We start from the raw sequence: 16,484 nt of genomic DNA, 5'->3' as shown, positions 1-16,484 counted from the left end.
AGAAAGCAAATGCTTCATCAGTCCGGCTTTAATGTTTTGATATTACTGTGCTTTCTGTTGAATAAGCAGTTCCAGTAACGCTTCTACCGGATGTTTAGCGCGGAATCCGGACAAACGCTTCACCTGACTGCGACATGAGTAGCCAGAAATCAAGATCTGTTCATGCGGAATACTGTTAATCGCCTCTTCCCATGACATTTCATACAAGGCCTTTGAACGTTCCAGGTTTTCGATTTCATGGCCGTAAGTACCCGCCATACCACAGCACCCAAGATTGATACTATCCATCTTGGCACCAAATCTGGCGAATAATGTCTGCCAATCCTTCGGGGTCGCGGGTTTCGCACTGGATTCAGTACAGTGGCTGAACCACGTATAGCTTTTGCTAGTTTCAGGCAATTTTGGCAATTTTTCCAGCTGTTGCAGCAGCCATTCATTAGACAGCAACACCTGGAAGTCTCCGCGATTTTTACCCAATTCTACTTTATATTCGTCGCGGTAAACCAACACCAATGCTGGATCAACTCCCACCATTGGAATGCCCAACGACGCTAACTGATTAAGAAAATCCGCAGCAGACTGTGCTGTTTTCGCAAATTTGTCTAAGAAACCTTTTATGTGAGCTGGCTTGCCGTTCGGTTTAAATGGCAACAACACTGGCTTGAATCCCAATTGTTCAACTAACCGAATAAAGTGGTAGACCAATTCAGCATCATAGAATGTCGTAAAAGGATCCTGCACAACTAACACATAGTTTTGTCTTTGCTCATGAGGAATAGCCGACAACGCATTAAGGTCATAACCCCGGCAAGAATGCGCGTCCAGCAGCTCTTTCAGCGTAGGGACCGATAATGCAGGCGCATCCACATAACCCAACGCCTTTTTTATCACCCACTTGCTAAGCGGATTCTGCGCTGCGAAGTTCGATAATTTAGGTACCTTCGCCATTAATTGCACAGAGTCTTCTATGCTGCCCACTAAATAATCTTTTGCTGGGCGCATATAGCGCTGGTAATAAATACTAAAAAACTGCGCACGGAACTTGGGGACATCCACTTTCACGGGGCACTGGCCGGAACAAGCTTTACATGCCAAGCAGCCTTTCATTGATTCCATAACTTCGTGGGAATAATCATATTCGCGATCTTTTGACAAGGTGTTTTGCAACCGTTGTAGCACACTCTGCGGTTTAGCCTTGACCAGCGCAGGAATATCAACACCTTCCGCTTCCAGCAATCGTAACCACTCCCGCATCAAACTTGAGCGGCCCTTTGGTGAATGAATACGGTCACCTGTAACTTTGAATGAAGGACACATAGGTGAAAAACGACTGTAGTTGAAGCACAAGCCGTTACCATTGCAATCCATCACATCGGGAAAAGCGTCACGTACGTTAACCGGGATCTGCCGATCAAAACTCCCGCGCTTAGTACTATCAACGTTATACAGCATAGGGCCACTATCTTTGGGAGCCACTAATTTGCCTGGATTAAGGCGATTATGCGGATCAAAGAGTCCCTTAATATCCTGCAACTCACCATACAATTCGTCACCAAATACCGCTGGCCCATATTCACCGCGCACCCCCTTACCGTGTTCGCCCCACATCAAGCCGCCATACTTGCGCGTCAGTGCAGCGACTTCATCAGAAACTTGTCGCAGCAGTTGCTCATCATGTGGATCGCACATATCTAACGCTGGCCGCACATGCAGCACACCGGCATCAACATGGCCAAACATGCCATATTGCAGATGGTGACTGTCTAGCAATGCACGGAATTCCATAATGTAATCCGCGAGCTTTTCCGGAGGGACCGCCGTATCTTCAGCAAAGGCGATTGGCTTACGGCGACCTTTAGTCGCACCTAACAAGCCGACAGCCTTTTTACGCATCGCGTAAACCTTATTAATTGACGGCAGATCTTTGGTTAACTGGAACCCTAAGACCCCTTTTTCACCAGATGCAATTTGTTGTTCAAGGATTTGAGTCAGGGCATCTGCCCGCTGCTGAACGCTAGCTTCATCACCAGCGAACTCCACCATATTCAGACCGTCAATCACCTTTCCAGGAACGTCCTGAATGAGAGATGAAACTGAGTGCCAGATAATGTCTTCGCGAGCCAGATTTAATACTTTGGAATCGACTGTTTCTACAACTGTTGCGTTTGCCTTCACCAGATCAGGGGCATGCCGCAAAGCTGATTGAAAACTATCGTACTTTACATTTACCAGTAACCGACTGGACGGCAACGGGGTTACGTCAAGCTTAGCTTCGGTGACGACCGCTAAAGTGCCTTCGGCACCAGTAAGAATACGAGACAGATTGAATTGTGTAAGATCTTCATTCCAGACATTTTTCAGATCATAGCCAGTCAGGAAGCGATTCAACTTGGGAAAACGCGCTTCAATCAATGAGCGCTTTGCACGGCAACGATGAGCGACTTCGGCAATGACTTTTTCACCTAATGAAGCCGTATCAGTAACTTCAGGAATGTCTTCGGCATTTAGCGGATCAGTTTCCAACAAACTACCGTCAATCAACACGCTTTTGAGAGAGAGCACATGGTCTGAGGTCTTTCCGTACACTAATGAACCTGCCCCTGAAGCGTCAGTGCTGATCATTCCGCCTAAGGTTGCACGATTGGACGTAGATAGATCCGGACTAAAAAACAACCCATGTGGTCGTAATGCATCATTGAGTGCATCTTTTATGACACCCGCCTCGACACGTACCCAGCCTTCTTCAGCATTCACTTCCAGAATGCGGTTCATATAACGAGACAGATCCATCACAATGCCATGAGTGAGCGCCTGGCCGTTGGTCCCGGTTCCGCCCCCACGAGCACTGAATACCACCTGTTGAAATTCCGGTTTTGATGCAACTTTTAACGCCAATTGCACATCTACTGTGTGCCGTGGATATATCACAGCTTGCGGCAAAAACTGGTATACAGAGTTGTCTGTCGCCTGCGCCAGTCGTGCACTGTATCGTTTATCAATATCACCGGTAAAACCGGCTTGTTCCAGTGCTGCCAGATAATCCAGATAAACAGGTTCCAGTGCTTGCTGGTGGGATAACAGGGGTAACATTCCTTCTCTCACTTTTTTATGTGTTTTCGAGCCATTATAAACAAAAAGAAGCCGCTAAAAAGCGGCTTCTTCTAGGCTGTTATAGATTTGTGAAGCGGTTAACTTTGAGCTTCAGCCAGATATAACCAAGTATCGATTACTGTATCGGGGTTCAGAGATACGGTATCAATACCCTGCTCTACCAGCCAAGCAGCAAAATCGGCATGGTCTGAAGGACCCTGACCACAAATACCAACATAAGCACCTTTCTTCTTCGCGGCTTTTATTGCCAGTGCCAGTAAGGCTTTCACAGCTTCGTTACGTTCATCAAACAGATGACTGATGATGCCGGAGTCACGATCCAGACCCAGAGTCAACTGAGTCAAGTCATTAGAACCAATTGAGAAACCGTCAAAAATTTCCAGGAATTGGTCAGCCAGAATCGCATTTGATGGTACTTCACACATCATAATAACGCGCAAACCATCTTTACCACGTTCCAAACCTTGTTCTTTCAACAGTTCAACAACCTTGCGGCCTTCATCCAGTGTACGAACAAATGGGATCATCACTTCTACGTTTTTCAATCCCATATCGTTACGAACACGCTTGATGGCGTCACATTCCAGTGCAAAACAATCGCGGAAAGATTCTGACACGTAACGGCTAGCACCACGGAAACCTAACATTGGGTTTTCTTCGTCAGGTTCATAAAGGTCACCACCGATCAAGTTGGCATATTCGTTAGACTTGAAGTCAGACATACGCACAATCACTTTCTTCGGATAGAACGCTGCAGCAATAGAAGCGATACCTTCAGTCAGACGGGCCACATAATATTCAACCGGAGAACCATAACCGGCAATCATCTCTTCGATTTCGGCTTTCAGTGCAGCATCTTGCTGATCGAATTCCAACAATGCTTTTGGATGGATACCAATCATACGGTTGATGATAAATTCCAAACGTGCCAAGCCAACCCCTGCGTTAGGCAAGCGCGCAAAATCAAATGCACGGTCGGGGTTACCTACGTTCATCATAATCTTCATTGGCAGTTCAGGCATGGCATCTACACGACTAGAAACCATGTCAAATTCCAGTTTGCCTTTGTAGATGTAACCGGTATCACCTTCAGCACAGGAGACAGTGACTTCTTCACCATTTTTGATTCTGTCAGTTACATCACCACAACCAACAACAGCAGGCACGCCAAGTTCACGAGCGATAATTGCTGCGTGACAAGTACGGCCACCACGGTTAGTCACAATCGCACTGGCGCGTTTCATGATTGGTTCCCAATCTGGGTCAGTCATGTCGGTTACCAAAACATCGCCAGGCTGGATTTTATCCATCTCGTCCAGTGAATGCAGCACTTTAGCGACACCGGCACCGACCTTGTGACCGATAGCGCGACCTTCACAGATCACTTCACCACGAGTCTTCAGGTGGTAGCGCTCAATGGTCTGCACATCTTCACGAGAACGAACAGTTTCGGGGCGAGCTTGCACAATATATAGCTTGCCATCGTTACCATCTTTCGCCCATTCGATGTCCATTGGACGGCCATAGTGATCGCCGATAATCAGTGCTTGTTTAGCTAACTCCATCACTTCTTCATCGGTGATAGAGAACTGACGGCGTTTTTCTGGCGCAACATCTTCGATTTTCACCTGCTTACCATGAGACTGGTCATCGGAGTAAACCATCTGGATCAGTTTGCTACCAATATTACGGCGAACCACCGCCTGATGACCGGCCTTCAAAGTTGGCTTGTGAACATAAAACTCATCAGGGTTAACCGCGCCCTGTACTACCATTTCACCCAGACCAAATGCGGAGGTCACAAATACCACATCATCGTTACCGGATTCGGTATCGATGGTAAACATTACACCTGAAGCTGCTTTGTCAGAACGCACCATGCGCTGTACGCCAGCTGACAGAGCAACACCGCGATGGTCATAGCCCTGATGCACACGGTAAGAAATTGCACGATCGTTAAATAAAGAAGCATAAACGTGTTTAATTGCTACCAGTACAGCATCAAAACCTTTAACGTTCAGGAAGGTTTCCTGCTGACCAGCAAAAGATGCGTCGGGCATGTCTTCTGCAGTAGCTGATGAACGAACGGCAAAAGACGCTTCAGTTGTTTCAGCGGCCAATTTGTCATAGGCATCCCGGATAGCCTGTTCCAACTCAGGTTGGAAAGGTGTTTCTATGACCCATTGTCTTATTTGTGCACCAACTTTTGCCAATGCATTGACATCATCAACGTCCAATGTGTCCAGAATGTCATATATCTTTTGGTTGACTCCGCTTTGCTCGAGAAATTGATTGAAAGCGTAAGAGGTGGTCGCAAAGCCGCCGGGTACCTGAACACCGGCGTTGGCCAGGTTACTTATCATTTCACCAAGGGAAGCGTTTTTACCGCCAACCTTGCTGACATCCTCCATGCCTAATTCCTGATACCAGAGTACATATTGCTGCACAGTTCTATCTCCGCAAGTTTATTTAAGTGGCCCTTCAAAATGGGGCCCAAGCATTTTACACTTCACAGAAAAGAGCGTAAATGTATAATTTTGTTTGTAATTTAATTACTACATGAGGTAGGTATGGCACCAAAAGTGTATTATATTTCGGATGGTACTGCCATCACGGCAGAGGTGTTTGGACATGCGGTGCTTTCCCAATTTCCCCTTAAATTTGATTCAGTTACGATTCCATTTGTGGAAACAATTGTCAAAGCTGAGGCTGTAAAAAAACTTATTAATGATAGTTTTATTACAACAGGACAGCGTCCTTTAGTCTTCCATTCAATTGTTAAATCGGAGATCCGCGACATCATTTATTCCAGCGAGGGGCTGGATTATGATTTTTTGAATACCTTTGTGGCGCCACTGGAAAGTCAGCTAGGAGTGCAGGCCATGCCAAGCATGCACCGAACTCATAGTATGTTAAATGCAAGTTATGATGCCCGTATTGAGGCAATTAATTTCGCTATGGAGAACGATGACGGCCAAACGCTGAAACATATGGATGAGGCCGATATTATTCTGGTGGGAGTGTCACGCTGTGGGAAAACACCCTCTAGCTTATATCTCTCTATGCAGTTTGGGGTTAAAGCAGCAAATTATCCTTTTATTCAAGAGGATATGGATAATCTTAAGTTACCAGAAGTGCTAAAAAGAAATAAACATAAGCTATTTGGATTAACCATAGATCCCGCTCGCTTACATGAAATCCGTGAAAGTCGACTAGAAAACAGCCGTTATGCTTCGTTGAGACAATGTCGTGTAGAAGTCAAGGAAGTCGAAATGTTGTTTCGTAAAGAGAAAATTCCTTACATTGATACCACCCACCAGTCCGTTGAAGAAATTGCGACAAAGATCCTCGATACGATAGGATTAGAACGCCATATGTTTTAAGGATTTATCATAAATTTGGCCAAAATGATCTGGATATTGTTAAAAACTAGCCATCTTTTATAACTGTTATTTAGTTACAACTTTGAATTTATCTGTCATTATGCAAAAAATAGACGTTAACGACTTACAAGTCGTTAACGTCCAATAATAAGATCCATAATCACTTTTAGTTCTGTGGTAGTACCTATGACAATTAAAACAGACGAATTACGCTCATCCTTATTATGTAAGGTGATTTCACCTTCGCAACTCGCCTCTGAGTACCCTCTCACTCAGGAAGCCGCGGATTACCTTTTACAACAACGCAATGAAGTTGCCGCCATCATTGAAGGTAATGACCCTCGGTTATTGGTAATTATTGGACCTTGTTCAATCCATGATACCGATGCCGCCCTGGATTATGCTCAGCGTTTAGCGAAATTACATCACGAACTCAAAGAGGATCTTTGTATCCTGATGCGAGTATATTTTGAAAAACCCAGAACAATTGTAGGCTGGAAAGGGCTTATCTCCGACCCAGACCTGGATGGCAGTTTTAGTCCTAATAAAGGGCTACGCATGGCCCGACAGATACTGCAGCGTATCACTGAATTGAAACTACCTATCGCTACCGAGTTTCTTGATATGGTGAACGGGCAATATATTGCCGATCTTATTACCTGGGGTGCCATTGGTGCCAGAACCACCGAGAGTCAAATCCATCGTGAGATGGCATCAGCCCTCTCCTGTCCTGTGGGTTTTAAAAACGGCACCGATGGTAATGTTAAAATAGCGGTAGATGCAGTACGTGCATCAAGAGTTCCACATATATTTTACTCACCCGATAAAGATGGTTATATGTCGGTATACCGCACCCACGGTAATCCATATGGCCATCTCATTTTACGGGGTGGCAAGTCGCCCAATTATACTGAAGAGTACGTTAACGAAGCCAAAGCTAAGCTTGAAGAAGTGGGGATCCACTCAGGTATTATTATCGATTTCAGTCATGGCAACAGCCAAAAGCAGTACCGTAAACAACTTGAAGTGGCTGATAATATCATGCAGCAGTTGTGTTCAGGTTCAACGGCCATTGCAGGCGTGATGATCGAAAGCTTTATTGAAGAAGGCAGTCAACAGGTAATACCTGGCCAGGCATTAGTTTATGGCAAAAGTATCACCGATGCTTGTCTCAACTGGGAAGATTCGGAGCGCTTGATAATGGCGTTAGCCGATGCAGCCAGAACCCGGCGTTTAAAGTTGCAGAAATAATAGAATACCGCGTTTCACCAAGAGCCTAGCGTTAATGTCAGGCTTTTATCTTTATTTTTCAATTTCGAAATAATGCTGCAACTCAGGTTAATTCATCTGTTTATCAATCGCATCGATTAATTGCATAGCCATGATGATGCGGTTGTCGATTACTGAACCCGGTTTCAAAGGTATTTTTCTTCAGCAACCGTTATCGCGATATTTCAGTCATCCTCAAACAGTGTGCTCAATTCATAAAAACCTTTCTTTAAAGAACAAACTCAACTAAAGTCTAAGTTGTTATTACAGACTCTTACTGCTTGATAAAGCAATAGGAAATACTTTTCGTTTTCTGTTACAGTGGTTGCACTTACATGTGCGCACACTAAAGAATAACTGCCATGAAGCCAGAAAATCTGAACATCATCATTGCCGACGATCATCCGTTATTTCGTAACGCATTAAGACAAGCACTGACTCCAGGATTCAACAATACTCAATGGTTTGAAGCCGACAGTGCCGATGCATTACAACAACTATTAGATGCCGAACAGCCCAATTACGATCTGGTATTGCTGGATTTGCAGATGCCAGGTTCACACGGCTATTCCACACTGATTCATTTACGATCTCACTACCCTGAACTCCCCGTCATTATTATTTCTGCGCACGAAGATAACGCGACGATTAGTCGGGCGTTGCATTATGGAAGTGCCGGATTTATTCCCAAGTCAGCCTCTATGGAAACATTCACGGCCGCCATTACTGATGTAATGATGGGAGATATCTGGTTACCTGCTGGTATCGAGCTGATAGAAATTAACGACGACAACGATACAGAAAAAATGGCCGGCAAGTTGTCTGAATTGACGCCGCAGCAATACCGCGTGCTACAGATGTTTGCTGAAGGTCTGTTGAATAAACAGATTGCCTACGATCTGGGGGTGTCAGAAGCGACTATCAAAGCACATGCCACGGCAATTTTCCGTAAGCTTGGGGTACGTAATCGCACCCAAGCCGTTATTGCGCTGCAGCAGCTAGATATGGAAAAAGTTGAGTTAAATTAGTAATCCATTTCAGTAAAAAAGGCTCCCTTGGGGAGCCTTTTTGCAATTAATATTCGCTACTTAGCAAGATATTGTGCGTGAAATTGCAAATGTGACTCTATAAAGGTCGCAATAAAGTAGTAGCTATGGTCGTACCCCGCATGGCTCTGATAATCGAGGACAATTCCAGCCTTTTGGGCTGCCATCACCAAACTTTCTGGCAATAACTGCTCGGCTAAGAAGCTATCATTTTCGCCTTGATCAACTTTTAACGGCAATTCTGCGGTGCTTTGTTTAAGCAATTCGACAGTATCGTACTGCTTCCACAGTTCACGATCGTCACCAAGATAAGCGGTAAATGCTTTTTGTCCCCAAGGGCAAGCAATCGGATGACAAATCGGCGCAAATGCGCTGGCACTGGTGTAACGTTGCGGATTTTTCAAGGCGATAGTCAGTGCACCGTGGCCCCCCATAGAGTGTCCGGCGATTGCCCGTTTGTCACTTACAGGGAAGTGTTGTTCAATCAGTTCCGGTAACTCCGACACCACATAATCGTACATGCGATAATGACTGGACCAAGGCAATTGTGTGGCATTGACATAAAAACCCGCCCCAAGTCCTAAATCATATGCGCCATCCTTAGCATCTGCGACAGCTTCACCTCTGGGACTGGTATCTGGACAAACAATTGCAATACCCAAGCTCGCTGCAACACGCTGTGCCCCCGCTTTCTGCATGAAGTTCTCATCCGTACAGGTGAGTCCAGAAAGCCAATACAATACCGGAACGGACTTTTCATTCGCCTGAGGTGGTAAGTAGATCGCAAAGCGCATGTCACAATTTAACGCGCGCGAATGATGGCGATATTGTTTGTGCCACCCTGAAAACGACTTATTACTGCTGATATGTTCCAGCATAATGCCTCCGATATCAGTAGTGGATGACGCTGCGGATACTCTTACCCTCATGCATCAAGTCAAATGCATCGTTGATCTGCTCAAGTGGCATGGTATGAGTGATAAAGTCATCCAACTTAAACTCACCAGCAAGATATCTTTCAACTATACCAGGCAGTTCTGAACGCCCTTTTACGCCGCCAAATGCCGAGCCTTTCCAGACACGACCAGTAACCAGTTGAAACGGTCGGGTCGAAATTTCCTGGCCAGCCCCGGCGACACCGATGATCACTGACTGCCCCCAACCTTTATGACAACACTCTAAAGCGGAACGCATCACGTTAACGTTACCAATACATTCAAAAGAGTAATCAACACCCCCATCAGTCAGTTCTACAATCACTTGCTGAATGGGTTTGTCGTAGTTTTTCGGGTTAATGCAATCGGTTGCCCCGAGCTTTTTCGCCAGTTCAAATTTACTTTCATTGATATCAATACCAATGATCCTGCTGGCTTTCGCCATCGTAGCGCCAATAATGGCTGACAGACCGATACCACCCAGGCCAAAAATGGCAACAGTTGCCCCCGCTTCCACTTTTGCGGTGTTCATCACCGCCCCCATGCCCGTGGTGACACCACAACCGAGCAAACAGATCTCTTCCAGTGGCGCAGTCTTATTCACTTTGGCCAAGGAAATTTCCGGTAGCACGGTATATTCAGAGAACGTTGAACAACCCATATAGTGGAAAATTGGCTTTCCGTCTTTATAAAAGCGAGTCGTACCATCAGGCATCAAGCCTTTGCCCTGCGTTTCCCTTACCGCCTGACACAAATTCGTTTTACCGGATTTACAGAACTTACATTCACCACATTCGGCAGTGTACAACGGGATGACATGATCTCCGACAGCTACACTAGTAACCCCTTCACCCACCATTTCCACAATACCGCCACCTTCGTGGCCGAGGATCGCCGGGAAAACCCCCTCTGGGTCGTCACCACTTAATGTAAAAGCATCGGTATGGCAGACACCTGTGGCGACAATCCGCACTAACACTTCACCTTTTTTGGGCAACATCACGTCTATTTCTTCGATTTTTAACGGTTCGCCAGGCCCCCACGCGACTGCTGCTTTAGATTTGATAAATTGCGCGCTCATCATTGCTCCTCTGTTGTTGCACCAAATTTCCGTAGTGGTTTTTGATTTTATTTATTTCAGATAACAAGATAATCTAGTCAAACTACAAATCACTTTTACATATACGTAATAATGAATCATTGGGAAGGTATCTGCGAATTCATCGCCGTCGCAGAAAGTCAGAGTTTTACTCAGGCAGCGACCCGGCTAAATGTTTCAACGGCACAGGTCAGTCGTCAGGTAAGCGCGCTCGAAAAGCGATTAGCAACAAAACTGTTTTATCGTACCACCCGTAAAGTGACGCTGAGCGAAGAAGGAACACTTTACTATCGCCATTGCCGTGCATTGCAAGATGGCATTGAAGAAGCTGAACGCACCTTAGGAAGCTTAAAACAGGAACCGCAAGGCTTGTTACGGCTCACCGCGCCGGTCACATACGGCGAGCAATTTGTGTTACCGCTACTCAATGATTTTTTGTTGAAATATCATAAATTACAATTAGATTTAGAGTTAACCAACAAGACCTTAGATCTCATTGAGGGAGGTTTTGATCTGGCGATTCGGTTAGGAAACTTGACCGACTCCAGCTTAATGGCACGAAAACTCGCCACTCGCTGTAATTATGTCTGCGCAAGTCCCAACTATTTGTCTCAGTATGGTGTCCCGCACAGTTTATCCGAGCTGCAACAACATCAATGTCTGGTGGGAAATCATCCATATTGGCGCTTTAAAGAACAGGGACAAGAACGTACCTGGCGGGTAAATGGACGATTACAATGCAATTCCGGGATTGGGTTGCGTGATGCAGCCCGTAAAGGCCTCGGACTGGTGCAATTGCCGGATTATTATGTGCATGCTGATCTGCAACACGGTACGCTCGTGACTGTTTTAGAACATTATCGGGCCGAACCTGAGGGTGTCTGGGGGCTCTATCCGCAAAATCGTCATCTTTCGCCAAAAGTGAGTTTGTTGCTCGATTGGTTGCAACAAGGCTTGAGTAAGGATACAGCTACTCCAGCGACGTTTGCCTAAGCTAAAGCGGGGGTTAATAACTGAATAACTCCGACATTACTTGACCCATTGTTAATATGGTTTATTTATCGTTCCACCACTTTCTATCTAATGAAAACTGATGTCACCGCCTAATTAATGTGCTTCAAATGCAAGGGTAATTTTTTAACCCGGATACCGCATAAATTTTAACTGTTTGATACTTAAATATTTACCATTCATACCCACGGCAAATAAATCCGTTTCCGCAAGACTACTCGATTGTGCAATGTCATTGGGCACGACTTGGAAACATGACTGATTGAGAATAATTTCAACAACCTTAAATAATCTCGGCGTGAATGTAGCGAGGCATGCGTATTCGACGTAATTATAACGCTGACGCTTTTGTAACCTAGTCTTAAGCAATTGTTAAGCTATAACACTAATAATCGTCAGCGCTTTATCACTCCAATCTGTTGAAAATATGCCTCCATATGCTCTGCCTTTTCATAGCTGGTTATACCGACATCTTTTACTGCCTTTAGCCTGCGGTTTGTTGGTGTTGATTGTGTTACATCTCACCAAAGCAGATTTATATATCGCGGAATGGCTGTTTCGTGAGGAAGGAAGTCAACCCGGTTGGGCATTAAGACATAACTTCTTTTTAGAACATATCTTGCATAACGGTGGACGACATGTGGTTACGCTTTTGTCGTTAACGCTGATAGTGACATTGATCGCCAGCTTTTTTAAAGCGTCGATCAAGCCATGGCGCAAAGACTTGATACTGTTGTTCGCCAATGTTGCCATTTCAATTCTGTTGGTACGCTTTGGCAAAGAATACAGTAATGTCAGCTGTCCATGGGATGTGCTGCAGTTTGGTGGAAGCAAACCTTGGATCCCATTTCCGGACAGCGTGTTTTCGTCACTGGACTTAGGACAATGTTTCCCTGGCGGTCATAGTAGTGGCGCTTTTGCTTGGGTAGCTTTGTACTATTTTGCTGTGCAGCATATGCCCAGAATGAAAATGAAATTCCTGAGTTTTGCCATCATCCTGGGCACCCTTTTTGCCATCTGCCAGGAGCTGCGTGGAGCCCACTTTCTGACCCATGATCTCACCAGTCTTTTACTGTGCTGGATGATCTGTACCATTAGTTACGGTTTAGTTTATAAACCTTGGCGCCATCGCCAAGCATCTCAGAGCAACACAGCAGATGCCATCTCTATGAACGTTTAACCAGTCCCGAGATCAATGCTCTTAGCGCTGCCGGTTTGATCATCTTCGACATATAGTGATAACCGCGGCGCTCCACATCTTCAATCAGCGCTTTGTTGGTATTGGCAGTGATCAGAATACCCGGCAACTTGTCACCATATAGCGTCCGAATTTCATCCATAGCATCGACACCATTGCGGTCATTATCCAGATGATAATCGGCCAGCACGATATCAGGCGCCATCCCTTTCAGTCCTAACTTGATGCGCGCATCGCTGATATCACTGGCACAAACGACTTCACATTGCCAACGGGTCAACAAACTTTCCAGTCCGGCCAGAATACTTTCTTCATTATCGATGCAGAGAACCTTAACCCCGGTGAGAGTGCGAAAGGCGTTAGTAATACTGCGAGGTTTAGGAATGCTGCGGCTATTACCTAATGGCACCAAAATAGAGAATACCGATCCTTTGCCCTGAATGGAGAATACTTTAATCTCATGCTGCAACACTTTACTGATACGATCAGCAATCGCTAAACCTAAACCTAGCCCGTTAACACTCTTACTCTGTGGATTATTGAGTCGTTTAAATTCGTGAAAAATTTCCCTTAACTGGCTCGCCTCGATACCACACCCGGTGTCGAGCACTTGGATTTCCAGATTTTGCGCACGGTGGCGGCAACCGAGCAAGACTTTGCCACCTTTCGCATATCGAAATGCATTGGTCAGGAAATTTTGAATAATTCGTCTCAGCAGTGCTGGATCGGAATTAACTGTCACATTACTGGCTACAGCCGCAAACCGGATATGACTATCTTTGGACATGGCGTCAAATTCTACCGCCAAACCATTCAAAATTTCGGATATCGCAAAATCCTTACGATTAACATCCACCTTGCCTGAGTCCAGACGAGAGATATCCAGCAGATCGGTGAGCAATTCCCCGGCTGTTTTCAGAGAGCTATTGATGTGTTCCAACGTCATGCTCACATCCTGCTCCAGTTTCGGATGCTGGCTCAGCGATGCGGTAAATAACCGCGCAGCATTGAGTGGCTGCATCAAGTCATGGCCCACCGCCGCTAAGAATCGGCTTTTTGACGCATTGGCCATCTCTTCATGTGCTTTTGCTTCCAGCAGCTGGCTATTCAGCAATGCCAGCTCGTAAGTACGTTCCCGGACTCTCGCCTCAAGATTTTCGTTGGCTTCCTGTAAGGCTTTTTGCTGTTGTCGATATTGGGTGATGTCGGTGAATGTCATAACGAAACCGCCATCGGGCATCGGGTTGCCTTGAATTTTGATCACTTTGCCATCTTTGCGCTGACGTTCCGACATATGCGCTGTTCCATTGCGCATATGCTGCATACGTCGTTCAACATGTTCATCAATATTGCCTGGGCCGCAATAACCGCGCGCCGCATTAAACCGGATCACTTTCGCAATTGACATTCCTGGCTGCAGGAAATCCTGCGGGTAACGATATAAATCCTCATAACGATGGTTCCAGGCCACTAGATTGAGGTCTTTATCAACAACACTCATTCCTTCATTGGCATGCTCAATTGCGGCCCGCAACATATCCTGGCTAAGCAGCACCTGTGATGAGGCATCGTCCACCAAGCTGAACACTTCATCCAAGGCCAAGTCTCGACCTTCCAGCACTGAATCCATAACCACCGAAGCACTAGACGCCCCCAGCACCCCTGCCAACAGATGTTCGGTATGGTTGATTAAGTTGGTCGATGCCGATTTATTCCAGCTATCGCTGCGCACCGCCTCGGGAGAAAACCGGGAAAAACTTTCATAGGCACGGGTGGGACTAACAAAGCGACTGGCCAGAATTAACAGATCCTGTTGACTTATCTGCACTGCACGTCGATTACCACTGCTCCGCATCAGTCCGGGGGTAACAAATGCACTGGCCTGGATACGCTCAACCACCCCGGCGCGAAACCACATAGAACCCAAGACATAACAGGCCAGATTAGCTGCTAAGGCGATAAGAATATCCACTACGTCTGGAGAAACGTTAGTAAATGCATGTAAGCCGGTAGTAAATAAATCGCCGGTAATAGCTGCATCTCGGAATAACAGAACGCCCCAAACACCGAAGCCAACCGCCATGCCCAACATCACCCCAGAACGATTACCGCGCTTCCAGTAAAGCCCCCCCACTAATGCTGGTGCCAATTGCGCAAAAGCGCCAAAAGCCAGCATTCCCATATGTGACAGAGATTCGTTGTCGGAGAAGCTTAAGTATGCGGTATAACCGAAAGCGACAATTAATACGATGGCAATACGCCTGACGTACAATAGCTGGGTGGAAAACTTACTGAAGTTACTCCGTTTTATCTGCCCGGTGCGCAACAATACTGGCACCAACCATTCATTAGAGATCATCACACTGATGGTGACGACAGCCACGATCACCATACCGGTAGCAGCTGACATTGTGCCCAACATGGCGATCACGGCTAACCAATCACTTCCCATGGATAAAGGCAGATTGATCACATAGGTATCGGGCGCGACCGAATCGCCCAGCATTAACTTACCCGCCAACGCCATCGGGCCAACAAATAGGCCAAACACCAACAGATATAATGGAAATACCCAGCGGGCACGACGCAGACTCTTATCACCGTGAGCTTCAACGACCATTACGTGAAATTGCCGAGGCATACACAAAAAAGCCGCCATCCCGACCAACAACTCCGGCACAATATACTCAAGCCTCATGTTGGGCTGTTGGATCACGCCCGCTAGGCTGGCTTTTTCCCACAACGGACCAAAACCGCCGAATACGCCAAAGACGACTACACCACCGATGATCAGAAATGCGGTTAATTTTACAAACGACTCAAAGGCGATCGCCAACATCATGCCGGGATTATGTTCTGTCGCATCCAGCTTACGAGTACCGAACAAAATCGCGAATAACGCTAGCCAGCAACTGATCAGCAATGCCAACCAGGTACCATCAAATTCCGCTTGTTTGGGTTGAAACAGGTTCAGGCCATAAACCATGGCTTTTAGTTGCAGAGCGATATAAGGCATGATGCCGAATAAGGCAATCAAGGTGACAACAACCGCGAGTGGCTGAGATTTGCCATATCGCGCGGCGATAAAGTCGGCCACAGAGGTGATATTTTGTTCTTTTGAAACCATCACCATTTTACGCAATAAGCCGAACCCCAGAATAAACACCAATATGGGACCCAGAAAAATCGGTAAGAAAGACCAAAAATCTTTAGCTGATTGACCGACTGTGCCTAAAAAACTCCATGAAGAGCAATAAACTGCCAAACTGAAAGCGTAAATCCAGTTTTGTAATTTTTTAGTGAGGTTACTAAACCAGCGTTCAGCCCCCCACGCCAGCACACACAGCAGGCACACGTAACAAATGGCGATAACCGCCACTAACATTGTCAGATTCATGGTAGTTCTCTTACGGCCGTTAACTACAGACCTTG

Annotated in this window: 10 protein-coding genes; 5 read left to right on the top strand and 5 right to left on the bottom strand. The window is 46.0% G+C overall.

Annotated features, from left to right (window positions below):
* Positions 1–42: 42 nt before the first annotated feature.
* Together ydiJ and ppsA are read right to left on the bottom strand one after the other, a co-directional pair.
* On the bottom strand, positions 43–3,090 hold the full coding sequence (gene ydiJ, locus KDN34_RS08005; protein ID WP_212596341.1) for a D-2-hydroxyglutarate dehydrogenase YdiJ: 3,048 nt from the start codon (positions 3,088–3,090) through the stop codon (positions 43–45).
* 98 nt (positions 3,091–3,188) lie between these two features.
* Complete coding sequence (ppsA, locus tag KDN34_RS08000) at positions 3,189–5,558, bottom strand: phosphoenolpyruvate synthase (RefSeq protein WP_212596340.1); 2,370 nt, start codon at positions 5,556–5,558, stop codon at positions 3,189–3,191.
* Positions 5,559–5,681: 123 nt separating this feature from the next.
* Between ppsA and ppsR the strand changes: the two genes are divergently transcribed.
* The 3 genes from ppsR (at position 5,682) to KDN34_RS07985 (ending at position 8,791) form a co-directional block, all read left to right on the top strand.
* Positions 5,682–6,494, top strand: a complete 813-nt coding sequence (gene ppsR, locus KDN34_RS07995; protein WP_212596339.1) for a posphoenolpyruvate synthetase regulatory kinase/phosphorylase PpsR — start codon at positions 5,682–5,684, stop codon at positions 6,492–6,494.
* A 186-nt stretch (positions 6,495–6,680) separates the two neighbouring features.
* The gene (locus KDN34_RS07990) at positions 6,681–7,745 is read left to right on the top strand and encodes a 3-deoxy-7-phosphoheptulonate synthase (protein ID WP_212596338.1); all 1,065 of its coding nucleotides are present in this window, start codon (positions 6,681–6,683) and stop codon (positions 7,743–7,745) included.
* A gap of 380 nt (positions 7,746–8,125) precedes the next feature.
* Positions 8,126–8,791, top strand: coding sequence for a response regulator transcription factor (locus tag KDN34_RS07985; RefSeq protein WP_212596337.1), 666 nt, complete (start codon positions 8,126–8,128; stop codon positions 8,789–8,791).
* 56 nt (positions 8,792–8,847) lie between these two features.
* On the opposite strand, the gene fghA is transcribed toward KDN34_RS07985, so the two are convergent.
* Complete coding sequence (gene fghA, locus KDN34_RS07980; RefSeq protein ID WP_324033598.1) at positions 8,848–9,690, bottom strand: S-formylglutathione hydrolase; 843 nt, start codon at positions 9,688–9,690, stop codon at positions 8,848–8,850.
* A gap of 10 nt (positions 9,691–9,700) precedes the next feature.
* Positions 9,701–10,825, bottom strand: a complete 1,125-nt coding sequence (locus tag KDN34_RS07975) for an S-(hydroxymethyl)glutathione dehydrogenase/class III alcohol dehydrogenase (protein WP_212596577.1) — start codon at positions 10,823–10,825, stop codon at positions 9,701–9,703.
* A 111-nt stretch (positions 10,826–10,936) separates the two neighbouring features.
* Here KDN34_RS07975 and KDN34_RS07970 point away from each other — a divergent pair, with 111 nt between their 5' ends.
* Together KDN34_RS07970 and KDN34_RS07965 are read left to right on the top strand one after the other, a co-directional pair.
* The gene (locus tag KDN34_RS07970) at positions 10,937–11,836 is read left to right on the top strand and encodes a LysR substrate-binding domain-containing protein (protein ID WP_212596336.1); all 900 of its coding nucleotides are present in this window, start codon (positions 10,937–10,939) and stop codon (positions 11,834–11,836) included.
* A 445-nt stretch (positions 11,837–12,281) separates the two neighbouring features.
* Positions 12,282–13,034, top strand: coding sequence for a phosphatase PAP2 family protein (locus tag KDN34_RS07965; RefSeq protein ID WP_212596335.1), 753 nt, complete (start codon positions 12,282–12,284; stop codon positions 13,032–13,034).
* On the opposite strand, the gene KDN34_RS07960 is transcribed toward KDN34_RS07965, so the two are convergent.
* Complete coding sequence (locus KDN34_RS07960) at positions 13,021–16,449, bottom strand: hybrid sensor histidine kinase/response regulator (RefSeq protein WP_212596334.1); 3,429 nt, start codon at positions 16,447–16,449, stop codon at positions 13,021–13,023. The two genes, KDN34_RS07965 and KDN34_RS07960, sit on opposite strands and share 14 nt — an antisense overlap.
* Positions 16,450–16,484 lie beyond the last annotated feature (35 nt).

This window comes from Shewanella yunxiaonensis (assembly GCF_018223345.1).
GTDB lineage: Bacteria > Pseudomonadota > Gammaproteobacteria > Enterobacterales > Shewanellaceae > Shewanella > Shewanella yunxiaonensis.
The sequence above is the reverse complement of the archived record's forward strand: the minus strand, read 5'-3'. Positions and strand labels throughout refer to the sequence as shown.